Raw genomic sequence first — 23,903 nt, 5'->3', positions numbered from 1 at the left:
GAAGCGAAAAATGAGCGTTTTTGTCATTCTGAGGAACGAAGAATCTTAAAAGGTCGTAACTCACAATTAGGAGGCTTTAAGATTCTTCGTTCCTCAGAATGACAAAAACGACTCTTGACGGAAACCTTTAACTCCATAACCTTATCCTAAATAGTATTAGTTTTGCTGCCGTGTTACTTACCGTCTGTACAATTCATCAACTGCCCCAGGCTTATGCTCTGGCCGATAATTTCCGTCAATCTGCCGCTACATCGGCCGGGCAGGCCGGCCCCGTGCTTATCGGGTTGGCCGACGACCCGCACCAGTTGCCAGCCAATTTTGTATCGCCTTACCCACTACTTCCCGTTAGCGAGTTACTCGCAGCCGATGAATTAAGTGCTCTGTCTGCTACGTATACGCCTATCGAATTTGCCGCTGCCTGCAAGCCTTTGTTCATCAAAGAAGCGTTCCGGCGCTATCCGAATGCCGCTACGTTGCTGTATGCCGATGTCAATCTTCGTTTTTTTGCCCCACTAACGCCTATTCAGGCGTTGCTTACTACGGCAAATCTTGTGCTGACACCCCTGCTTACCCGCAGTCTGAGTGAGTCGGATACGTATTGGCCCGACGAAAAAGCGTTTCAGAACGTAGGGCTTTACAGTGCTGATTTTATGGCTTTTCGCCGTTCGAAAGAAACAGACCGATTGCTCGCCTGGTGGGACGACCGCGTTCGCACACGCGCTTACGTCAATTTCTGCGAAGGGCTCTGCACCGACCAGATATGGCTCATGCATATGCCGGTTTATTTTCGGGACGTAACGGTTATTCGAAATCCGGGCTGGAACGTAGCGCTCTGGAATTTACCCGAACGGTCGCTACGACAAGAAGGTACCAGTTGGCTGGTCGATGGCCCTGCCGGACGTAATGAGCCGTTGCTTTTTGCCAATTTCAAAGGATTACACAACCCCGACGAAGGCTTTTTCCCGCATCAGACCCGACTCAAACCAGGTAAGAGGACCGATGTTATGGCACTGCTTACTACGTATCGCCAGGGACTTTCACTGCAAAAATTACCCGCTCTCTCTACTATTAAACCGGCTTATGGATTAAAGCCCGAACCGGTTGTGCTACATGGCTGGCGATACGTAACGGTCAATGCGTTACGTTCTATAACCGGGTTCGTGAATCGGGTGCCACTTCCGGTCATTAAATAAAGCACCATCCGGTGGCAACGGTTTCGGCAAGGTTTTATCAACAAATAGCACTATTTTTGCGGGTGTGCTATCTCAGAAAAATACAACTGAGTAGGTACGTATCACTCCCTTTATGAAAGTCTTGTTCGACCATCAAGCCTTTACGGGTTTGCCCTACGGGGGCGTTTCCCGCTATTTTTTCGAGCTGATGCGTTCGTTTGCCAAATGGCCTGAGATTGAATTCGATTTATCGCTCCGTCTGTCGAATAATGAGTATCTGGAGCAGGAATCGTTCAGCAATCACCTTCGCTACCGTCGCCTGTCGGGCTCCCGAAATATTAACCGTCTGGCGTCTTTACTGAACCGTATGTACAGCCAACAACGGATTCAGGCCGGAAAATTCGACGTTTTTCATCCAACCTATTACCATCGTTATTTCCTGGATGCGATTGACACAAAGCCCCTCGTCATTACGTTCCACGATGCCGCCAGTGAGCGTTACGGCGATCTATATCCTGAGCTGGGAAAAGGGTTGTACGATGTGAAAAAGGAGTTGTTACGTAGGGCCGATTGTATTATCTCTGTTTCCGAGTATTCGAAGCAGGAAATTCTTCGGTACTTTCCGGTAAATCCTGAAAAAATCAAAGTGATTCATCTGGGCACTCGGCTCCATAAGCAATCAGTTGGGAAAGTGCCCATGAGCCGACCAATTCCGATGCCCTACCTTCTTTACGTGGGTAAGCGTGAACTGTATAAAAACTTCGACAGTTTTTTTCGGGCTATTCAGCCTGTATTACAGCGCTATCCCGATTTGCACCTGGTTTGCGCAGGAGGAGGTTCTTTTTCGCAACAGGAATATAATTCGTTTTACGCAGCCCGACTCGCCGACCGGGTTCTCTACCGACCGGCAACCGACGAAAATCTTCTGGCCCTCTATCAGCACGCTCGGGCGTTTGTGTTTCCGTCGATGAACGAGGGCTTTGGCCTTCCGATACTGGAAGCGTTTGGCAATGAGTGCCCGGTGGTGGCTAGTAACTGTAGTTCTTTACCCGAAGTGGGCGCTGATGCTGCTTTGTACTTCGACCCGGAAAACGACGCTTCGATGGCTCATGCAATTGAACGTATCGTTACGGACGATGCACTCTGCGCCGATTTGCGTCAGAAAGGCACCGAACGCCTGCGTGATTTTTCATGTGATAAAACAGCCCGGCAGACGCTGGACGTGTATCAGTCGTTAGTTTAAGTAATCATGACTAAATTTTTTCGCTTTCTGCAAACAATAGACCTCATTCGCTTAGTAGTGGGAATCTGCATGTTGCTCGATGGCTATCCGATTATCTTTTTCTTTCGCGATACGTTGCACCTGGCTCCCAACAGCACGGCGTTTACAGCGGCCGGTTTTGCGGGGGGACTTGTGCTGATGGTGCCCTTTACGTTCCTGCAACGTCTCTATCGACCGAATGTAATGATGCTGACGCTCCTGATCGGTTTCCTGGCCATGAGCATCTTTTACATGTTTTTCTTCAATGGAAACCCCCACTTTGAGGATTACAACAAAGACCTGATTTATTACGCCTACGTGCTGATTTTCATGTTTTTGCTCATCAATATTCCGAATGATATCATTCGGGTATTTATTCCGGTCGTCGTCTTTTTCACCCTCGTATCGAATATGGCGCTGCTGTATTCGCTGATCACCGACCCGACCTGGACCGTTGGGCAACGGGCAACTATTTCGCTGGGTGATAATGACGACGGATCTGGTAATCCGCACGTATTTGCCCGAAATGCATTTATGGGTATTGTTGCCTGCGGTATCTGGATCATGCGGCCCAATACACACATTCTGTTCAGGCTGCTTTCGTTTTTTTCGGGCTCCTTCAGTTTAGCGATTCTCATCCTGACACAAACCCGTTCGTCTATCGTGGGACTCATTCTGGCCGTTATTTGCTTTCTTTATTTCAATGCCCGGCCCGCCCAGATACGTTCGACCGTTCGAAGTTTGCTCAAGCCCATTCCTATTACTATCATGCTGGTTGGAGTTGTCAGTATCATCGTTTTTTTCCAGCGAAACTATGATACGTATGCGGTCCTCTACGGCTATGTGATCGGGTTTATGGAACGTAACATGGACAATATCTACGCCCTGTTAGGTATGAAAGCCCAGGGGGCTGATTATAGTGCCGTTCTGGATGAATCAGCGGCAAACCGCTCGACCAGTGCTGGATTCTTTTATATCGTGATCACCGGTCACCTGCACATGCTTATCCTGGGGTACGGCTATAAATATTTTTACCTCGACATACCGATGGTCGAATCGCTGATTGACCAGGGCTTTTTTGGCTTTCTGCTATTCGGTGGGATGAACGCGATGGCGATGTATTACTCCTATCACATTATGCGGACTAACCCTAATCCACTGAGCGTGTTTTTGGCTTATTTTTATACGCTCATTTTTGTACTGGTCTTTACGGGTGGCCGTCCTTATGAAATTACGTTCTTATTTCCGCTGGCTATGATGACCCGATTTATGGGCCAGGAGCACCTATTCCCGGCTTATCTGGTGGATCACCCCGAAGAAAACAGCGATGCGTATCTGGTCGTCCAGGAAGAAATGGTGGCTAGTACTGGCTGACGTCAAAAGTTATAACTTCCCGCGTACCAGTCTGGTGTTCCAGCGCGTTTGGATGAACGCCTGGGCTGGCTTCTCGATCAGGTGGTAGCAAACCATCGTCACCACAAATAAGGCCACAAAGGTAAATATATCACGCAGGAACGTATCGCCCAGCCCAAGGGGATCAATCTTCTTAAACAGCTTAATTACTGGCAGTTGCAGAATATAAATCCCGTAGCTGATCTCGCCCAGATAGACTAAGGGACGCCATGAAAATAGCTTGGTTATCGGCGTATTAGTTTGCAGGCTCAGCCCGGTTATAAACAGAATAAAAACGGGTGTCAACACTCCCCCCTGCGCATATTGCATGATGAAAATATCAGAGCCAATCCCTATGAGGCCGACAGCGCCGAGTATCAGCATTCCCCAGGAAAGTCGGTTGCGGTTGGCAGAAGCGGGATGCTGACGAACGTAGCGCCAGAAAAGCAGCCCACTGATGCACCCATTTATAAAGGACGCTACATGAATCCAGGGCGAATAATTCAGCAGATTGTTATACGCTTCGGCGGATAAATTGATCGGTATCAGATGATTGGCTACCACGTAAAATAAGCCGACGCCAAATAACCATCCTCCCACGGTAAGTGCCAGCAACACACGGTTCGAAAACTGATCTAACCAAGGTAACAGCCAGGGGAAAATAACGTAGAAAAACATTTCGACCGATAAAGACCAGCCCGGCCCATTCAACGTATCGGCCAGTGATGGAATCCAGGCTTGCATCAGCGTTAGGCTTGCCAGTATGGATGCTGGCGTTACGGTTTGGGCATATAGAACCGTCAGCACGAAGAGGGTCACTAATAGGGCGAAAAAATAAAGCGGAAAAATCCGGGCGAAACGAGCCATCCAGAACTGTCGCCGATTAATAGTGCCACTACGTTCCCGCTTTGATTGATACGTTATGGTCAGAATGAATCCGGATAAAACGAAAAAATAAACGACGGCCACACTGCCATATTCAATCAGGTATCGCCCCGGATAAACTGTAAAGGGATAGGTTCCGCGAGCACCATGAAAAACCAGAACAACGGCAGCCGCAAGGAACCGCGTAAACGTAAGCTGAGGTATCTGCATGAATTGGTTATAACTAATAGCCTGATCAAGACAGACACGCTATCGAAACAAACACATTTACAAATTTATCGACGGGAGCGCAGGAATGATGCTTTTTTCGTCACAAATTTGTGTTTCTTTCTGCGGTAAATGCGTATTCTCATCGTCCATAATCTGTTGTGGGCTCATTACAAATCGGCTGTTTTTCAGGCACTTCAACGTTTGGTCGACCAGCGAACTGGCTGCTCCGTACACGTATTGCAGATTGCTCGAAACGAGCGTTCACGTGCGGGACTGGAAGCTACAGCCAATGATCCCTACGCACCAACGTATCAATACGACTACGAACTACTTTTCGACCGATTTCTCGACGATATTCCCTTAAAAGAACGCGCTCTGGCCTTGTTACGTCGTGCCAGAGCGTACCGTCCCGACGTAATAAGTCTGACAGGTTACTACGATCCTGCCCAGATTTTGCTTCTCATTTGGGCAAAATTGAACAGGGTGAAAGTCATCCTGCAAAATGAAAGCACCGAAACCGACCATCAGCGGGGTGGTTGGAAAGAGGTCTTGAAAGAATGGATTTTCGGTCGATGCGATGGATTTTTCTGTTTCGGCAGTCAATCTGCCGACTACCTTATTCGCCTGGGCGTTCCGGCTCATAAAATTCTGCTACGTAAAAGTGCCGTCGATAACGACAGCCTTCGGGCGGCTTATGAGCGGGCGCTACGTACTCGCACGCAAACACAGGAAAGTCTTGGCTTACAGCCCCATAATTTCATTTTCGTAGGTCGGTTGATTTCAGCTAAAAACTTACCGACTCTGGTTACTTCATTTGCCAATGCCCAAAAGCAATCAACTATGGGGAAAAATTGGGGTCTGATTTTTCTAGGCGATGGTCCCGAAAAAGAGTCGCTTCAACAACAAACTCAAAAGCTGGTGCTGATTGATAGCGTACATTTTCTGCCCGGTCGTCCCTGGTTTCAGGTACCAGACGTACTGGCGCTCAGTGATATACTCGTTCTACCGAGTTTGTCCGAACCCTGGGGACTGGTGGTCAACGAAGCGATGGTGTGTGGTTTACCTGTTATAGTTTCTGACCGGTGCGGCTGCGTTCCTGACCTGGTTCGAGACGGGCAAACCGGTTTTATTTTTGACCCCGACCAGCCCGATTTATTAACACAGTTGCTACGTCGGTTTATGGATGAAACTGTCGACGTAGCGTCAATGAGCGAAGCGGCTCGTGAACGTATAGCGCCCTACTCGCCCGAAGCAGTTGCCCAGGAAATGCTCAACGGCTTTATGAAAATTGCAACCTAAGCGGTTATTTCGCCTTATCTATGCGAATTTTAAACATCTGCGCCTACAGTTGGGAAACCGGCGGCCCCCCAAAAATTATCTTCGATCACGCTCAGGTCGCGCTACGTCTGGGGCATCAGGTTGATATTCTGAGTCCGATTTCGCGCAACGAAAAACCGTATACAGTTCCCGAGGGTGCCCGGCTGATTCTCTGCAAACGTACCACGCCCATCAGTAACTATTTCCGGGAGTTTTCCCTGGAATTATACCAATTCCTGAAAAAACATATCCACGAATACGACATTGTGCATTGCCACGGGTTATGGCATTTTGGTACGTTGGCCCCGTTCATGATTGACCGTAACGTAGCGAAAGTCATTACCATTCACGGGGTGCTGGACCGCTGGGTATATGCGCACAACAACTGGAAAAAACGGCTGATGGATACATTGGCCCAGAAAACCTACCTGCGCCGGGCCGATCTTGTCCAGATCAACAACACCGACGAACGGGAAGATGTACTACGTTACCTGGGTTTTCAGCATCCCAACGTAGTAATTATTCCGAACGGGGTGAAAATGAGCGATTTTGCTAAACTACCCCCTCATGGTACGTTCCGGGCGAAATTCAATTTTCCCTCCGACAAAAAGCTGGTGCTGTTTATGAGTCGGCTGAACGTAAAAAAAGGGTTGGACTTGCTTTTACCCGGCTTTCGGGACTACGTACGCGACCATCCGAACGCTATGCTAGCGTTGGCTGGCTCCGACGATGGTTATGAAGAAACGGTACGTCAGTTTATTGCCCAGAATCAACTCGGCGATTCGGTGAAGCTGGTCGGTATGCTGACGGGCGACGATAAAAAGGCAGCGCTCGCCGATGCTGATTTGTTTACGCTTCCCTCCTACTCCGAAGGTTTTTCGATGGCGGTGTTGGAAGCGATGGCGGCCGGTACGCCTGCACTAGTCTCAGACCGGGTCGGTTTCGGTGAAACGATACGTGAGCATAAAGCCGCAGAACTCGTGGAATTAACGCCCGCAGGAGTCCGGGCCGGTCTGGAAAACATGCTGGGGAACGATGCGCTACGTCGGCAAACTAGCCAGAACGCCACTACGTTGCTAAAAGCCCAATACGACATCGACATTGTTGCCAAACGGCTGCTCGACGAGTATGCAAAGGTTGTGAAGGCGTGAAATTATATTCGAGTTTTTGTCATTCTGACGAAGCGCTTACTTAGGCCTCCTTTCAAAAGCTTAAACAGGTTCAAGTTATAGAACTATGTAACTATAAATCTTGGCTTTACAACTCAACAACTTTCCTTGCTACGTTCTGCCAGTCAACTTGCTGGTCGGCTTCGGCCAGGTCGATGAACGGAAATTCCTGTAATAAATGCTTAAGCTTGGGCCAGCAACCACGCAAACCGTAATACGATTTAAACTGACGTACCCGACTCAGGCCGGGAATCATAGGTTGATCGGCGTCGAAATCGCGCGGGTGAAAGTACGTCATGACGTACTTCGAGCGATTGGTGAGTCGCTTGATAAGCGGATAAGGGAACAATCGAAAATAGCCTCCGCCTGAGAAAATGAGGTCCTGCCCGAAAACAGCGGCTGTATTGATGGGAAATTCTTTCAGCAACGTACCATTTACGTCCAGATAGCCCGGCTCAAACATACCCAGCGACGCATCGCCCCCGTGCGACCGACGAGCCGAAAATACAGAGCAATCAATCTCGATACCATTCTCAATCAGGATCGGGAATACCCAGCGATTGTAAGCTTTGATCGAAAAACCGGGTGCCCGATACGCCCGAACTTTTTTACCCGTCAAATCCTGCAAATGCTTGATTGAACGCTCCAAATCAGCCTGAAATTCAGCGGGCGTTTGCTCATAGGCTAACTGGTGTGCATATGAGTGTGTAGCGATTTCGTAACCAGCCGCATCGATTCGCCGAATTACGTCGGGGTGCTTATCGGCCACCCAGCCCAGGCAGAAGAACGTAGCGCGGCTGTTGGTTTCGTCCAGAAGCTGGAAAATCTGGTCCATATTCTGATAAATCCGGGTTTCGTACCGACTCCATTCAGCCTCGGTACGGGTAGACGTATTATCCAGAATGTGAAACCATTCTTCAATATCAAATGTCAGGATGTTCATTATAAATGAATAATGGATAATGAACAATGGATAATGAATAATAGTCAATGGAGGTAGTTAAAACGGCTCCTAAGCCATTATTCATTATTCATTGCGCATTATTCATCAATAAAATCGTTTACCGGCAGCCCGGAATGCTTTTACGTCCTCGCGGGTCGGGAAGGTGTAATACGTCATCTGGGACGCGTCATTCTCAATAAGTTCGTATTTTCCCGAATGAATTTTTTCGATGGATTCCAGAATGGCATCCATGCCCATTTTCTTCGTTACGTCAATCAATTCGGCCTGACTCATATTACCGATGGCCAATTTGTTCTGTACCAGAATGGGGCCACTGTCGATGCCTTCGTCCACAAAAAATACCGACACACCCGTATGCGTTTCGTTATGACGTAGCACCCAGAATGATGGCATCAGACCGCGATATTTGGGGAGCAAAGCCGTATGCAGGTTGATGCACCCATACGTAGCGACATCTAATAGCTTCTGCTTAAATATCTGATTACCAGCTATCGAAACAAGCAAATCGGGTTTATACTCCCTGATTTTTGCCAGATTTTCTTCTTTGTTAATTCCCCCTTCTAACTGAATGAGTGGAATGTTTCGGTCGGTAAGTACCTTCCGAACGTTGTTGCGGCTATCTAATTTGGACGCGACAAATTTGAATCCATAGCGCATAAAAAAACCCATCCCAAAAATGTCGTAGGTTTTCTTCATCTTTTCAAAAAAACCTTCCCGCTTTCCAAACGGCGATACGTCGAAAACAACCGTTGCTACGACTTCTGCATAGGGGGGTAGTTTTTTTAGTAAATAATCAATATTCCGGGCGAGGTAGAACGGGTCATCCTGCGTAAGAATCACAAGGCGCATAATTGATCAAGACTGTTAAAGGCGCAAAACTACGCATTCCTGCCGAAAGCCAGTGCCTGACTCAATCCAGAACAGACACTTTCTGACTGATTATCTGACCAGAAGCCGTTTGCACTCTGGCTATATACGTACCGCTTTGAAGACCGTCTAAGGAGAGAGACAACGTAGTACGGGCCGTTCCCTGCCAGCTTTTTACTATCCTTCCCGTAATATCGTAGAGGATAAATTTCGTAAACGTCATTTCATAGGCCACCAGATTCACGACGCGATTTGCCCCAATCGGATTAGGGTATAATCTAACACCAGGTGTTAAATCATCAGCAAACGGACGGGCGTTCACTACGTTGCTGTACAGCGATTCCGACGTAGTACTAAAGGCACGTAGCCGATAGTAATACGTACCAAATGGGTCGGGCAGCAACGTATCGATAAACGTATTTACCGTGCCATTTAGAGAAGCAATCGGCTTAAACTCTGTCTCCGTTCCGTCAGCACGCTCCAGCACCTGCGTTTGTGCGTTGGCCGATGGCGTCCAGTTCAACTGAATCTGTAGATCCTCAAGGGGTCTGGCAGCCAGTGCAACGGGCTCAATGGCATCGGCAATCGGTACGTTATCGAACGAGAAAGCCCGCATACCGCGCGTGTTTTTGAGCGTTGGTCCATCGTAAAAAGTCGAGGCCATATCAGCAAAATAATCGGGCAGGTAACGTAGCGTTTTCGCCGAAGCGGGTTGCTTTAGCCCTAGCACAATTCGATTACTATGTGCTACGCCCCCCGTTACCCAATCGGGTTGCTGGTCCAGATAAAAGAAATCTTTCTGCTGGCGCGTAACGACGTCACCTGTTGAAGAGCTATGAAAAGTGGTATCGGCTTTCCAGACCATTTGCATCTGATCGTCGAAAACCAGCGAAATGGAATCTTTTCGGGTATTATAAAATGCTTTTTTTATGTCCGGCGAATTAATTTGGAGCGTATCGTTCGAACCATATATATCGCGGCTTATCTGCCGAAACTGTTCAAATGCCACCTGTTGATTCCCATAGCCGTCGTAGTGAACTCCATCAAAACCTGGTGTTCCAATGGTGGCTATGGTTTCAACATTTTTGAACAGATATTTGGTTCGACGCTGAAAGTCACGTAGTAACGAAGCGCCCGTATCAATCGACATTATATTAATCTGGCCGACATAAATGCGACAATCGCCGTAATCATCCCGAAACTGATTGTAAAGCGTCGCGAATTTCGCATCATAGCCTGGTACACCCATACCGGCATCTTCTTCGCCCTGTTTCCAGATAATGGCTTTTACAGCTTTAGGGTTAGCTGCCCATTGAGTTCGGTAAAGTAATCGACCATAAAAAGTGTTTAAGCTAGCATGATTATGGGCTTCACGAAACGCCAGGTCTGCGATGCCGGTTCCTCCCTGAGCCCCGTTGATCATACAGGTTGGGATGCCATGCGTTTGCAGAATCAGCCGCTGGATAGTCAGGCCGAAGCCCCCTACACTACCAAAAGGAGTTTTTGCAGGATACCAGCTCATAAAAGCCGGGATATCACCTACCGAAACCCCGAATGGATAGGTGCAGTTACGCAGGTATTTATCATCGAAATTAGTCGAGTATAACGTCTCCAGCCCAGCAGCTGCCAGCGCATTCGATTGACCATGAATCACGTAAATATCGCCACAGACAATCCGCTCACGGGTTGTAAAAAGCGTTGAATCAGCATTTTTGTATAGGAAAACTCGAAATGTATATTCGGCGGGTTCAGCTTTTATGATCGAAGCCAGACGAAACGTAGCATCATTGGCGGCAGCCGCAAGGGTCTGGCTAACCATGCTGGTAAGAACACCTTCACGTAGCACCTGCACCGCGATTTTGGTATAGCCCAACTCCGTTATTTTACCGCTTATTACGACTTCAGCCTGATTTATTTCATTACGTGGATAGAGTTGGAGGTTACGGGGTGCCTGCTCGAAAGTAAGTTGTGCATTAGCTGAGAAATAGTACAAAAACAATATAAGACTTGCGTAAAGTTGCTTCATTAGCTTTGCCGCCTATAAAAAAAGTTATAATATTGCGTCGACAAAATGTTCAACAAAGGTAATAGTAAAAGTAGTACCTTTTTTCATATTTGCCGATACGCCTTCCAGCGATTTGTGAACTAGTAGTTACTATGAAGTATGTCTGATGTATCTGTAATCATATTGACTCATAACGAGGAAAAACACATTACGCGCTGTATTCAGAGTTTACTTCCGTTTACTGATAAAATTTTCATTGTCGACTCGTTCTCTACCGATCGTACCGTCGAGATTGCCCGGTCACTGGGAGCGGTTGTGGTGCAGAATGCCTGGGTGAACTACTCAACGCAGTTTAATTATGGCATTACCAACACGCCTTTCGAGACCGATTGGTTAATGCGGATGGATGCTGACGAATACGTAATGCCCGAATTGGCCGCTGAAATAAATAGTCGGCTGGCGTGCTTACCGGCGAATATAGGTGGCGTATACGTGAAACGTCGGGTGTTTTTTCTGAATCGGTGGATGCGCCACGGTGGTTTTTATCCTATCTGGCTGCTACGTCTCTGGCGCCGGGGAGATGGTTTCTGCGAGCAGGTCTGGCACGATGAACACATCAAACTGACCAAAGGCGAACCTATTCAGTTTTCGAACGACATCGTTGACCATAATCTGAATAATTTGACCTGGTGGACCCAGAAGCATAACCATTACACCATTCTGGAAATGGTTAATCTGCTCAACTACCGCCACCATTTCGACCGGGCCGATAAAGTACAACCCCGCTTATTTGGAACGCAGGAGCAACGAATTCGATTTTTAAAAGAAAAGTACGCATCGGCACCGCTGTTTACCCGGCCGTTTATCTATTTTTTCTATCGTTACTTTATTCGGCTAGGTTTTCTGGATGGGCGCGCGGGTTTAGTCTGGTGTTTTTTACAGGCGCTCTGGTACCGTTTTCTGGTCGATGCCAAGCTCATGGAAGTAAAGCTTAGAGTTGGCGATGATAAAGAAGCCATTATCAACTATTTCCGAACGGAATATGGAAAAGACCTCCGACCGGCCCAACTCGAACGAGTCGATCAGGACTAACGAGCGTGATGCCTCGGGTCAGCCCCAGTTCGTCGAACCAACCGTTCAGGAAGTACCGGGCAAAACCGATTTATCGCGATTTGACAACAGCTGGTACAATCCGGGCTCACGCCCGAAAATTGTGCTTTGGTTTCTGGTCAATGCTTTCTTTCTGAATACGTATCTGCCCATTCCGGTGAAGCTGAAAGTGGCCGTGCTACGTTTGTTTGGCGCAAAGGTTGGCAACGGGGTTATGATTAAACCGGCGGTCAATATTAAATACCCGTGGTTACTACGTATCGGTAACTACGTCTGGATTGGCGAGCAGGTTTGGATCGATAACCTCAGCGAAGTTAGCATTGGCGATAATACGTGTCTGTCGCAGGGCAGTATGCTACTGACGGGCAATCATGACTACCGCCGTTCGACATTTGATTTGACAACTCGACCCATTACGTTAGCGGATGGCGTCTGGATCGGAGCCAAATCGGTTGTATGCGCGGGCGTATCCTGCGAATCGCACGCCGTATTGGCGGTGAATTCGGTGGCTACGCGCTCACTGAACGCTTATGGAGTTTATCAGGGAAATCCGGCGGTTTGGGTCCGGCAACGAACCATTACTACGTGAAAGTTTCTATTATTACAGTTGTTTACAACGGAGCGGATCACATTCGGGATTGTATCGAATCGATTGTGAACCAGACACATCCAGATATCGAGTACATTATCGTTGACGGAAAATCGACCGATGGCACAGTGGAAATTGTGCAGTCGTACGGCACGAAAGTTGCGCGATTTGTATCGGAACCCGATAAAGGTTTGTACGATGCCATGAATAAAGGCATCCGAATGGCTACGGGTGAGGTGATTGGGTTACTGAACGCCGACGATTTTTATCGGCACAACCGGGTGATTGAAAACATGGTCGCTACGTTCGAACGAACGGGCAGTGATGGCGTTTACGGCGATATGCTTTACGTTGACCGGGACGATACCCGCAAACTAAAACGCTACTGGCGTTCGGGTTGGTATACCGACAATGCATTTAAGTGGGGGTGGATGCCCGGCCATTTATCGTTTTTTGCGAAACGATGGATGTATGAGCAATATGGTCTGTTCCGAACCGACATGAAAAGTGCAGCTGACTATGAATTGCTCCTGCGATTTATTCACAAAAATAAGGCCAAACTTGCTTACATGGACGAAGTTACAATTGTGATGCGAGACGGTGGGGTCAGTAACAGCAGTTTATTCAATCGACTTCGGGCTAATCGGGATGACCAGCTTGCCTGGAAACACAATGACTTGAAACCTTACTTTTTTACGATTTGGCTGAAGCCATTACGCAAACTAAAACAATACGTTAGTAAGCCACCGGGTTGGTCTGACAAATAATTTGTTAAGCCGTTAAATCAAATTTCAGTTGCTTGCTAGAATAAAACTGAGAATTTTACTTATCATCGTGCTGGAAACTGTACAATGGTATTGTAATAAATAAAACGCTCGTCTTACGTTGAGACGCCCTTTGGTGAGAACACCCACAATTACCTGTTCTGACTCATGAATATTGATTTATTTATCGCTTACCTGCAGCATAAATTCGCCGACGACCTGTTTACACTTGGTCTATATCAGTGTATACTTTCTTTTCTGGTAGCCTGTTTTGTATCAGTCGTCTCGATTCCGGTAGTTATCAAGATTTCGGCGTTAAAGTCGCTCATGGAAAAAACGGGCGAGCGCCGATCTCACACCACTCCTACACCAACGTTCGGGGGTATCGCTATTTTTGCAGCCATCCTGATTGGCTATTTCCTCTGGCCCAGCATCGACCAGACTGACATTTACCGCACAAACTTATCGGTTGTGGGAATGACTATCCTGTTTTTCATCGGTATCAAAGATGATTTAGTAGGTATCGACCCCACGAAGAAGATACTCTTTCAGGTTCTGGCGGCTATTATCCTGATCTTTTTCGGTGATCTTCGGGTCGACTATTTATACGGTATTCTGGGTTTTCATCACATCAATCCGTTGGTAGGTACTGCTCTTACCTGTTTCATTTTCATTGCTTTAACCAATGCCATTAATCTCATCGACGGCATCGACGGCCTGGCGGGGGGTATTGCTACGATTGCCAGTGCTACGTTTGGTGGGTGGTTTCTGTTAACCAATCATTTCACGATGGCCTGTCTGGCATTTACGTTAGCTGGCGCTCTGATTGGTTTCCTGCGATTTAATTTTTCGCAGACGAGTAAAATCTTCATGGGTAACACTGGCTCCCTGATTATTGGCTTCATGCTGGCTTTTTTTGCGGTCCGTTTCGTAAGCCTGAATGCATCTTACCGGTATGAGCCAACGGCGTTCTTTAATGCCCCTATCATTGCCATCGTGATTCTGATTGTACCTATTTTCGATACGTTGCGAGTCTTTCTGGTGCGCATTCTGTCAGGTAAATCGCCTTTCTACGCCGACCGGAATCATATGCACCACATCCTGCTTGACAGTGGTTTATCGCACGCTGCAGCTACTACTATATTGTGTGGCGTATCGCTGTTTAACACGGTACTGTTCCTGCTATTGCACCGCAATATCTCCAATACGATGTCTGTAGTTATTCTGGGGGGATTGTTCGGTTGCTACATGTTGGTCAGTTTCACTCTTAAGTTACGTATCAAATACGTAGGTACTCACCCCCGTCATCGTCGGGTTGTACTACGTCGGGAGTTTCAGAAAGGCATCTCCGGGAAACGTATCGTTGAATACCTCTAGGTGCAAAAATAAAGAGCGAAAGCGTGAATGAGCGAATAGCATTCGGCAGAACACTTCCACCAGGCTATTCGCTCATTCACGCTTTCGCTCTTTATTCCTTGGGTAACGTAGCACCAATTAGTTTGGGAAATCGACTACTTATCAAGCCAGATTCTCCAGTTATAAAGTAGTCATGGGCAGCGTGGTTCGGTGAAGTTAATTTTGTTTCACCTAATCACTTAACAGCCCATTTCGGGTAACCGTTGGCTATGGCACTTCTTTGGTTTTTCTGGGGTATTGATATTATTACGTTTCTGGCGGCCGTTTATTTTTTCTTTCGAGCAGTGGCAACCAGCCCTTCTTTCGACCCGTTTTTTATTTTAGGATGGTTTGGGCTGATTATAACGCCATATAGTGTCATTATAGGCAGTTACTGGCTCTTCACTTATACTTTTCATGTATCGGCTGTTTTATTAGCGGCCGTTCCGGCAGTACCGGCACTCTTTTACGCCTGCCTGAATCTGTTGCTGGTTTCGTTCGAAACGAACGTATCAGGTATTCCAATTCGCAATCGGTAATTGGCCATTGCTCAATACTAAAAAAGGTTGACTACGTGGTAGTCAACCTTCTCCTTCTATTGGCGATCCGCTCGTTTCTGTTGTTCAATACTGTACCTCTACTTTCTGCAACAGCAGCGCATGCATCTTCATTAAGTCCACTCCTTCTTTCACTATCTCATCCGCTGAGGGAACGTCTGGCAAATGACCATGCTGCTGAATATGCTGCTCCACTTATGCCAGTGACTTTAGCTGATACGTGGGAGAGAATACTTTATCACTCCACTGGTTGGCGTTGTCGATACGTAGCCGTTAGCGGGCTAAGACCGTTTTACAAAAGGACGTTTCATCACACTAGGAAAGTTTTTACCACTAGAACATAGATTTTTATGATCGTTACGGATATCCTTAAAATCTATGTTCTAGTGATGCGGGCTACAGGATCACGCGGGTGGCATATAATGATCTTCGTGCGTGTAGCCGTACTCGGCAACTTTCTGCGCCCGGTAGCGGTATAAGTCCGAACTATCTGGTGCCCACGTATCTAAGCCATCTACGTACCGGTTGAACATGCAGAACGCTGCCGCAATCAACACCGTGTCGTGAATGTCGCGGTCGGTAGCGCCTTCGGACCGGGCTTTTTCAATCTGCTCGGCTGTTACGTGCTTACCGCCCTGCTGCACACTCCCCGCAACGGCTAATAATGCTTTTAATTTATCCGAAATAGCAGCATTTGCATAATCCTGTTTCACCGATTGCACCAGCGACCAGTCGGTATCGCCCAGGTGATGACTGGCTACGGCCCCATGAATGGTCTGGCAGAAAAAGCAGTCGTTGCGGGCTGATACGAACGTACCAATCAATTCCCGTTCGCCTGCGCTGAGCGTTGAGTCAGGATGGTTCGCATTGGAACGTAGCAGTACGTTGACGAGTTCATTAAGTGGACGGGCCGTTTCTGGGCTGAACGCCATGGGTCCGCGAATACCCGGTAGTCCGGGCACAAAATCAATATGTGGCATACTGTCAGTTTTGATTAGTTCGGTTTAGGTACTACGTATCCCAGCGTTCCCATGCGCTCGCCCATCGCTACGTAGTCGGTCGGGTCGTCGGAAGCAAGCGTTGCCAGCCCATCAACGTAGCGGTTGTACATCGAAAAGGAAGCCGCAATCAGTACCGTGTCGTGAATATCCCCATCGGTAGCGCCTTCCGCTCGCGCAGTCGCTACTACGTCGTCTGTTACGGTGCGGGCATCGGCAGTAACGCGCTCGGCAATCGTGAGCAAGGTGCGAAGTTTAGTCGAAATCGGTGCTGTTTCTGGGTTTTGTAGCGTCTGATCAACGATAGATGCCTGTTCGCCAAAAAGATAGCGTGATGCGGCTGCGTGGCTATTTCGACAAAAATCCGTGCAGTTCTGGTTCGACACAAACGCGGCAATCAATTCGCGCTCAGCATCAGAAAGCGTACTATCGGGTGAACCAGCGCGAAGCAACGCCTGCGCGAGTTCATAAAGTGGCTTCCCTGTATCGGGTCGGTAAATAACCAGGCTACGAATGCCCGGCGCATCGTTATTAAGTTGAATATGTGGCATTGGTGGTTCTCTGATTTAGAACAAACGATTAATTTGATAACGTAGCGTCAATTATCCAATACTACGTTGGACTCTAATTAATGAGAAGCGGGTCTGTATCGGACAAAAACAGCGAACCCGGCGATCAGGAATGCTACGGAAAACACCAGTAACGCATTACCGAAACCACCTAATCCAGCGACCATCGTACCGACAAAAAACACCGCTGTAGCCGTAAAAAAACGGCCAATATTGAAGCTGATGCCAACTGCCGTCGCACGAATTCGAACCGGGAATAACTCGGGAATAATGCTCGACAACGCACCCTGACTAATTCCAAAAAACAAAGCTACGAGCGCGGTTTCGGCATATATAATCGGCGAAAACTGCCGGTTCGACAGAAACAGCAGCGCACAGCCGCCCGCACAGCCCGCAAAGGTTAACAAAAGCGTTTTACGCGAACCGAGCTTCCCAATCAGCACACCCGATAACATGCCGCCAATAATGCCACCCATACCAAGCAGCATCATGGTCAACCCTCGCTCTTTTCCGCCCGCCTGACCGGCTGGCAGCAGCGATTGCACCCAGGTCGGAATCCAGGAAAACGTACCCCACAACCCAATCAGTACCGTACCGAAGATTAATACGCCCGTTAGAAGATTGGCCTGGTCGGTAGGAGACCAAGCTTTTCCGGACTGCGGTTGCTGTCGTAAACGCGCCCAATTGGCCGATTCGGGCAGACGAAAAATCATCAGAATCGCTACCACAACGGGAATCAGGCCCAGCCAGAACGCCTGCCGCCAGGGAACCAATCCCGCGTTAAGGCCACCGGTAGCCACAATGCCCACCGGAAACATAACGGCCAGGATACCCAGCACCACTGGACGGCTTTTTTCGGGCCATATTTCCGACAGATACACCGTCGTGAGCAGTAACACTCCGCCAACTCCTGCCCCCGTCAGGAACCGATAGAGGAGCAGCATCGGCCAGTTGGGCGCAAAAACCGTGAACAGCATAGCCACACCGTATAGGAACGTAACGAACGCGACCGCCCGCGTCCGGCCTATCCGATCGCCAACCATCCCGAACAGGAGCCCACCAGCCATCCAGCCGTACAAGAAAGCAGCACTGATATAGGCTCCTACATCGCCCAATTGCGTTTCGGAAACCGATTTACCGAGTAACTCCGGTATGGCGACCGGCAGGAACGTAGCCATGAGCGTAGAAGCCGTGCCGCCCAGCAAATACGAGAGTGAGCACAAACTAAAGGCGATCCAGTCGGCACGTAGCGTTTCTGGTTTGGTTATAGTTGTTTCCATATAGCGAAAGAGTGAGAGCGTGAAAGAGTGGATGAGCGACTGTCGGATAGTTTCGCTGATGCGCCAGCCCGGTCTTTCGTTCATTCACTTTTTCGCTCATTATTTAAGTCCCTGATCAAACACCAGCGATACGTAGTAAAGTCCACCCACTGCTGGAGAGCCGTATGACTGCACTACGTACTGATTCGTTACGTTGTTAGCGCCGAGTTTCAGTACTGTTTTAATTGACGGTATCCGGTAGTTAACCTGCGCATCGAGCAAGTGATAGGCCGGTACACGTCCGGGAATAAGCGCGTTGAACGACCCTACCCAGTCGAAGCTTTCCTGCCAGTGCCACGCTACGTTGAAACCAATATTCGGCGCGATGTTGCGGTGACCGATCGTTACGTTCGACTTGAGACGGGGTGTATTGAAAGCCGCTATGTTATTAGGATCGGCGTTACGTATATCGAATGACGACCACGTACCGTTGGCACCGATCTGGTAACCGCCTGATGTACGATACATTAGACCGAGCGTTGCGCCCTGTGCCGATACTTTGTCGGGGGCGTTACTATAAAGCTGGAACGCCTGTACCCGACCACTCAGAATATCCTGCGCGGCTGCCGGATTAGGCTTACCATCTGACCCAAGTACCGGACTTTGCGGACGTAGCACAACTGTATTGAGAATGAAGTTATTGTAAACGCCATAATAGTAGTTTGCATCGACCGACAGGTTGCTGCTGAGAATACCCCGATAACCGATTTCAAAGCTATTGACCCGTTCGGGCGCAATGTAGGGTACGTTCGATTTCTGCAATTTGTCTTTATTGTTCATCACCGCCTGTTGTGGTCCCACCTTGTTCACATCGGCTCCAAAACCGGCTCCAAACTGATTCACACTGGCCGCTGTATACGAATTTTCATACACGTTCATACCCGCGCTGTTGCTGGGCGCTCCACCCAAAATTGTGATGGGCCCCACATTGAGTTTGATGAACTGATCGGAAGGAGTTGGATTTCGGAAACCCGTCTGGTAGCTCGCCCGGAAATGATGCCGATCGGTGGCTGAAAACACGGCAGAAGCACGTGGCGTAAAATAACCGGCGAAGTTCTGGTTTTTATCGTACCGCCCCGAAACCGTTAATTTTAGTTTGTCAGCCAGCAGCGATTTACTGATTTGGGCAAACGCACCGTATTCGTAATAAAGAATCCGCCCGCCCTTATCGTCGAATAACGTACCGTTGGTAAACAGGCTATACTGCCGGTAATTTCCGCCAACCAGCACTTCTGCTACGTTGTTGAGCGCCGACGTCAGGTTGTATTGCCCGTCGGCGTGCCACATGCTGGTCTGGCTCAGAATACCCGCACCGGCCAGCCCCTGAACAGTTATTAACCGTTGTTTTTGGGCTTCGTATTCGGCCGTACCGGGAAGCAATCGTCCCTGATCGGCGAAGTTGCGGGCGGCTGTTTGATCATTACCGCTCACATTCGGAATAGTGCCACCATAGGCAGCCGTGTACCGGGCGAACCACGTATCATCGGCTTTATCGGGTGTTACTACGTTGCCATTCAGGTCACGTACCCACGTCCGGTTGATCTGTTGCCCCAACGACCGTGTATTAAAGGAATCGTGCGAGTCTTCAGCGTTGCTATACCAGCGCACGAAAAACTGTTTCCCCCGTAACTCCACTCGGTGTTGAATGAGCGAAAAGCCATTGACAGAGAATCGGTTAGAACCCGTGTAATTGGCGGTTCCTTTGGCAAAGTTATACGAGTAAATAGCTTCCAGTTTTGGCGTAATTCGGTAATGAAGCGCACCGTTTAGTTTCAGGCTATACACGTTGTAATCCGTCAAATCTTTCTCTATGTACCCCGTTCGCGACACTTGACCTGGTCCTGTTAGTGTTCTGACTACTTCATCTCCATAAATGTTAAGTGCGTTTCTGGCTGGGTTTTGTGCACCACGCTGCTCAGACGGGGTAGATTGGTTTACATCGGTATAATCAGTGGCAAACCAGTCGAGCCCCCACATATAGGAAGCATTCAACTTAAAAGCAAATTTGTTATTGAACGCTTTGGCGTAACGAATAGCATGATCGTTATAGATGGCTGCTCCTGTATTCGGATCGCCGAGGTGATTCACACCCACTTTAGCCTGGACACTCAAGCCCTGATACGTAAACGGGTCTTTACTGGTCATCAGCAACGCGCCATTGAAAGCCGCTGGCCCATACAGCGCCGAAGCCGCACCGGGTACGAGTTCCACACTTTCAGCATCTAAATCGCTCAGGCCGAACATATTCCCTACCGAAAATCCGAATCCGGCAGGCTGGTTATCTACACCGTCGATGAGTTGCAGAAAGCGGCTGTTTCCCGTACTGGCAAAACCCCTTGTGTTAATTTGCCGATACGTCAGGCCGCTCGTCACCATATCGACGCCCTTAAGGTTATTAATTCCCTCGTAGAACGTAGCAGATGGAGTTTCGCGAATGGTTCGGGCGTCCATTTTCTCAATCGTCACCGGCGCTCTGACTAAGCGTTCCTCGACGCGGGACGCACCTACAACTACTTCATCCAATTCGCTGGTAGACGGGTTAAGGTGAATCATTAGCGGTTGGGAGGAATCGGTTATGGAAACCGTTTGCGGCTCAAAGCCAACCATCGAGATACGTAGCGTAAGCGGCCCTTTTCGATTTGTCGGAAGGCTGAATTTACCATTGTTGTCCGTAACAGTGCCCGACGTTTGACCTTTTACAGTAATGGCCGCTCCAACGAGTGGTTTGTGCGTAACGGGGTCCATGACCGACCCGGTAACGTTTACCGACTGAGCCATTGTTAGGGTACTAATGAGCCAAAACCATGCGTAAAGCAAGGTGTGCTTCTTTATATTCATGAGTTGAAATGCTTAGTGATGTATACGCAACTTAAGGCCTTCCCAGAACGTAATGAACGTGTCAGAAAAGACCAGGGTGCTACGTAGAAATTTGATTATGAGTTAGTTGTTACGGTTTTCGGTACTGGATGGCCTCCCGGTGGACGGTTATAACCCCGGTTCACAATACGGTCGCCCAGCGTGTCGTAGTAGGCCGGATCTGTAGGCGTTACGGTAGCCATGCCATCTACGTATTTGTTGTACAGACAAAACAGAGCCGCAATCAATACCGTATCATGAATTTCGCGGTCGGTGGCACCAGCGGCATGAGCACGGGCAACGGCTTCTGAGGTAACAGCACGACCGGATTTCTGGGTCTGAGCGGCAATTTGCAGCAGTGCTTTCATCTTCTCGCTCACCGGAGCCGTTTCGATGTCGGCCTTTACCGCAGCAGCTGTTTGGTCTTCACCCAGCAGCAAATCGGCAGCTTTCGTATGGGCGGCATTGCAAAAGTTGGTCTTGTTGCGCGACGACACCAGAGCGGCAATTAATTCGCGTTCGCCCTGCGTCAGTGTCGATTCACCACGTAGTAATAATTGGGTCAGTTCCCGAATCGGCATAGCCGTATCGAGCCGGTATTCGAGCAAGCCCGTAATACCCGGCAAATGTTCCGGTAAAGGAATATGTGGCATGATGTAATGCGTTGTTGAGTTAGTCACAGGCTGCTACGTCTGGTAGCGATTAATGACTAATAAGTTCGTTGTCAATAATGGATGGTACGTTCTTTCCAGGCACCAGTATAGCGCACAGCAAACAGCCAGAGCGATTTCTGAAATCGTTCGTCTCGAACAGAAAATTGGAATTTGGCAAATGGGAGTACTGTTCGTTATCAGGCAAGTACGGCGAAACAACTAACTACGGCAGCAGTTTGTGTGTCATAGTGAATCTGTCGTTACAAATACAGTTACGACAATACGTTCTGACGCCATTTAGCGACTGATTCGGGTAGCACAAAACGAACAGGAAATCCGCGTCAGACTTCGGGTGGTGGCGATGAAATCCGCAAGGCTAGTTGATGAAGCAGGAACGGTTTTTCGGGAATCCGAATGTCGTTATGCCAACTGGGCGAATGGAAACAGAAGGCAACGCGTGGAGTAGGAGAATACTCTTTCAGTAAAAATTTCAGCAACGTATTGGCTTTCTTAGGGGAGTCGCTCGTGCCAGTTACGTGCTTTTGCATAAACGATAACAAATCGCTCTGCCAGAACGAATTACTGTCCGTTTGAAGTCCGGCGATATACAACGTATCACCCTGAATATTCATACTCACTACCGAATAATACTGCCCTCGATACGTAAATCCATCCGACGTAGTGCGAGTGATCGAATTGGCATCAGGTTTGTCTTTAAGCGGAATCTGGAACTCAACAATACTATCGACAGAGCGGTATACCTGTAGTCGTTGCGAAAGATCGTGTTCAGCCTGCCACCACACACCTACACCTACCAGCACATACGCCAGAATGTGATGCAGGAGTAAGCCAAATAAACCAATCGATATCGCCTTCTTCACACTAATGCTACAGGGAAAATTTTTCCAATAATAGTGCTAAATTCTAAACAAAGCTAGGCTTTTGTGGGTCACTACTCTATATTTCTCTCTAGTAAACTCATGATATATTGGTCTAATTTACCATCCCGTAATCCCTCATTTCAGAAGCGAATACTTCGTCTCAGTTAGGAGCGATTCATGCTTAGCTCGCCCCGCCACTCTTTGAAATATCTCGTTTTTTAGTAACAAAGGTTATTGGTAAATCCTGGTTTTGTCTCAGAATCAAATCTAACAGTTTCCTGAAACGGTATTAGCCTGAAGTTTCGTACTTTGGCTAGCATACAGCAGATTATACAACAATCAATAATGGGTAATAGCGACAATTATAAAATCTTGACTTATGAGGAGGAGATGAAACTCTCAAAGCAAGAGTTCATGGATTATGAACAAAGGGCGCAAGCTTACTTTCGTTCTAAGCGTACCGAAATCGCTCGGGGATACGCAGAAAAGACCCATGAGGAGAAAACAAATTATCGGACAGAATTGGGTAGACAAATGCGCTGGCAAGCAGAAAGTGGATTAGATCCGTATGCCGCCTATACAGCAGAATGGCGTGAAAACTTACTCCGCTTTGAGCCCGACTTAGATAACCTTATTAGAGAGGCTTTTGTACGCTCTTTAAATTAGGAGTGGAATTATGACGAGTATTGCCAACGTGTAGGAATTTAATCGGTCGGTTAACATCAAGCGCTCCTATCTGAGACGGAGGGTGCTTTATAATTCGGGCATTTAATGTGACATAGCCTAGCTTTCGTAGCAGTCTAGGAAATACGAAAATATCACTAGTGGTGCTTAAAGGTTAGCCTGGCAGGTATTTTGGCTTTTGAGTTTTCATGCCCTCATTGCTATGACTGCATTCCGACTCAATCTGATGCCCCACGAACGGGCTGAATTGCTGGCCAAAGTACATAAAGGCAAAGCCTCAGCCAAA

At 48.2% G+C, this 23,903-nt stretch carries 21 protein-coding genes and 1 pseudogene; 11 read left to right on the top strand and 11 right to left on the bottom strand.

Annotated features, from left to right (window positions below):
* The first annotated feature begins 170 nt into the window (after positions 1-170).
* The 3 genes from IC229_RS28130 (at position 171) to IC229_RS28120 (ending at position 3,807) form a co-directional block, all read left to right on the top strand.
* Positions 171-1,193, top strand: coding sequence for a hypothetical protein (locus tag IC229_RS28130; RefSeq protein ID WP_190891201.1), 1,023 nt, complete (start codon positions 171-173; stop codon positions 1,191-1,193).
* Positions 1,194-1,305: 112 nt separating this feature from the next.
* The gene (locus tag IC229_RS28125) at positions 1,306-2,415 is read left to right on the top strand and encodes a glycosyltransferase family 4 protein (protein ID WP_190891199.1); all 1,110 of its coding nucleotides are present in this window, start codon (positions 1,306-1,308) and stop codon (positions 2,413-2,415) included.
* A gap of 6 nt (positions 2,416-2,421) precedes the next feature.
* Positions 2,422-3,807, top strand: a complete 1,386-nt coding sequence (locus tag IC229_RS28120) for a hypothetical protein (protein ID WP_190891197.1) — start codon at positions 2,422-2,424, stop codon at positions 3,805-3,807.
* Between the two features lie 9 nt (positions 3,808-3,816).
* Here IC229_RS28120 and IC229_RS28115 read toward each other — a convergent pair whose 3' ends face one another.
* Positions 3,817-4,920, bottom strand: a complete 1,104-nt coding sequence (locus IC229_RS28115) for an acyltransferase family protein (RefSeq protein WP_190891196.1) — start codon at positions 4,918-4,920, stop codon at positions 3,817-3,819.
* A 129-nt stretch (positions 4,921-5,049) separates the two neighbouring features.
* Here IC229_RS28115 and IC229_RS28110 point away from each other — a divergent pair, with 129 nt between their 5' ends.
* Together IC229_RS28110 and IC229_RS28105 are read left to right on the top strand one after the other, a co-directional pair.
* Positions 5,050-6,219 carry a glycosyltransferase family 4 protein gene (locus IC229_RS28110; RefSeq protein WP_190891194.1) on the top strand — a complete coding sequence of 390 codons (1,170 nt, stop codon included), beginning with the start codon at positions 5,050-5,052 and terminating at the stop codon, positions 6,217-6,219.
* Positions 6,220-6,239: 20 nt separating this feature from the next.
* Complete coding sequence (locus tag IC229_RS28105) at positions 6,240-7,388, top strand: glycosyltransferase (RefSeq protein ID WP_190891192.1); 1,149 nt, start codon at positions 6,240-6,242, stop codon at positions 7,386-7,388.
* 106 nt (positions 7,389-7,494) lie between these two features.
* Here the strand turns inward: IC229_RS28105 and IC229_RS28100 are convergent, their stop codons facing one another.
* From IC229_RS28100 to IC229_RS28090, 3 genes are all read right to left on the bottom strand, one after another.
* Positions 7,495-8,349 carry a polysaccharide deacetylase family protein gene (locus tag IC229_RS28100; protein WP_190891190.1) on the bottom strand — a complete coding sequence of 285 codons (855 nt, stop codon included), beginning with the start codon at positions 8,347-8,349 and terminating at the stop codon, positions 7,495-7,497.
* 105 nt (positions 8,350-8,454) lie between these two features.
* Positions 8,455-9,219, bottom strand: a complete 765-nt coding sequence (locus IC229_RS28095) for a methionyl-tRNA formyltransferase (RefSeq protein WP_190891189.1) — start codon at positions 9,217-9,219, stop codon at positions 8,455-8,457.
* Positions 9,220-9,280: 61 nt separating this feature from the next.
* Positions 9,281-11,263, bottom strand: coding sequence for a sialate O-acetylesterase (locus tag IC229_RS28090; protein WP_190891187.1), 1,983 nt, complete (start codon positions 11,261-11,263; stop codon positions 9,281-9,283).
* Between the two features lie 138 nt (positions 11,264-11,401).
* Between IC229_RS28090 and IC229_RS28085 the strand changes: the two genes are divergently transcribed.
* From IC229_RS28085 to IC229_RS28065, 5 genes are all read left to right on the top strand, one after another.
* The gene (locus IC229_RS28085) at positions 11,402-12,334 is read left to right on the top strand and encodes a glycosyltransferase family 2 protein (RefSeq protein WP_190891185.1); all 933 of its coding nucleotides are present in this window, start codon (positions 11,402-11,404) and stop codon (positions 12,332-12,334) included.
* On the top strand, positions 12,285-12,941 hold the full coding sequence (locus tag IC229_RS28080) for a WcaF family extracellular polysaccharide biosynthesis acetyltransferase (protein ID WP_190891183.1): 657 nt from the start codon (positions 12,285-12,287) through the stop codon (positions 12,939-12,941). The genes IC229_RS28085 and IC229_RS28080 overlap by 50 nt, the downstream gene beginning before the upstream one ends.
* Positions 12,938-13,708, top strand: a complete 771-nt coding sequence (locus IC229_RS28075; protein ID WP_190891181.1) for a glycosyltransferase family 2 protein — start codon at positions 12,938-12,940, stop codon at positions 13,706-13,708. Before IC229_RS28080 ends, IC229_RS28075 begins: the two co-directional genes overlap by 4 nt.
* A gap of 165 nt (positions 13,709-13,873) precedes the next feature.
* A complete protein-coding gene (locus IC229_RS28070; RefSeq protein ID WP_190891179.1) occupies positions 13,874-15,082 on the top strand; it encodes an MraY family glycosyltransferase in 1,209 nt (402 codons plus the stop codon).
* A 248-nt stretch (positions 15,083-15,330) separates the two neighbouring features.
* Positions 15,331-15,639, top strand: a complete 309-nt coding sequence (locus tag IC229_RS28065) for a hypothetical protein (RefSeq protein WP_190891178.1) — start codon at positions 15,331-15,333, stop codon at positions 15,637-15,639.
* Positions 15,640-15,735: 96 nt separating this feature from the next.
* Here IC229_RS28065 and IC229_RS36185 read toward each other — a convergent pair.
* From IC229_RS36185 to IC229_RS28035, 7 genes and pseudogenes are all read right to left on the bottom strand, one after another.
* Positions 15,736-15,930: pseudogene (locus tag IC229_RS36185) on the bottom strand (hypothetical protein); the annotation flags it as partial.
* 131 nt (positions 15,931-16,061) lie between these two features.
* Positions 16,062-16,637 (bottom strand): carboxymuconolactone decarboxylase family protein, encoded by a 576-nt coding sequence (locus IC229_RS28060; RefSeq protein ID WP_190891176.1) that lies wholly within the window; start codon positions 16,635-16,637, stop codon positions 16,062-16,064.
* A 14-nt stretch (positions 16,638-16,651) separates the two neighbouring features.
* Positions 16,652-17,206, bottom strand: coding sequence for a carboxymuconolactone decarboxylase family protein (locus IC229_RS28055; RefSeq protein ID WP_190891174.1), 555 nt, complete (start codon positions 17,204-17,206; stop codon positions 16,652-16,654).
* 77 nt (positions 17,207-17,283) lie between these two features.
* Positions 17,284-18,588: an MFS transporter gene (locus IC229_RS28050; protein WP_223834231.1), complete on the bottom strand. Its 1,305-nt coding sequence runs from the start codon at positions 18,586-18,588 to the stop codon at positions 17,284-17,286.
* A 15-nt stretch (positions 18,589-18,603) separates the two neighbouring features.
* Entirely contained in the window at positions 18,604-21,321 is a 2,718-nt protein-coding gene (locus IC229_RS28045) for a TonB-dependent receptor (protein ID WP_223834230.1), read from the bottom strand.
* 155 nt (positions 21,322-21,476) lie between these two features.
* Positions 21,477-22,052 carry a carboxymuconolactone decarboxylase family protein gene (locus IC229_RS28040; RefSeq protein ID WP_190891170.1) on the bottom strand — a complete coding sequence of 192 codons (576 nt, stop codon included), beginning with the start codon at positions 22,050-22,052 and terminating at the stop codon, positions 21,477-21,479.
* 341 nt (positions 22,053-22,393) lie between these two features.
* Positions 22,394-22,933 carry a hypothetical protein gene (locus IC229_RS28035; protein WP_190891168.1) on the bottom strand — a complete coding sequence of 180 codons (540 nt, stop codon included), beginning with the start codon at positions 22,931-22,933 and terminating at the stop codon, positions 22,394-22,396.
* A 345-nt stretch (positions 22,934-23,278) separates the two neighbouring features.
* On the opposite strand from IC229_RS28035, the gene IC229_RS28030 reads away from it, so the two are divergent.
* Positions 23,279-23,599 carry a hypothetical protein gene (locus IC229_RS28030; protein WP_190891166.1) on the top strand — a complete coding sequence of 107 codons (321 nt, stop codon included), beginning with the start codon at positions 23,279-23,281 and terminating at the stop codon, positions 23,597-23,599.
* Positions 23,600-23,903: the final 304 nt, after the last annotated feature.

Origin of the sequence: Spirosoma profusum (assembly GCF_014699005.1) — a bacterium.
Lineage (GTDB): Bacteria > Bacteroidota > Bacteroidia > Cytophagales > Spirosomataceae > Spirosoma > Spirosoma profusum.
This window is presented reverse-complemented; position numbering and strand designations above follow the sequence as displayed.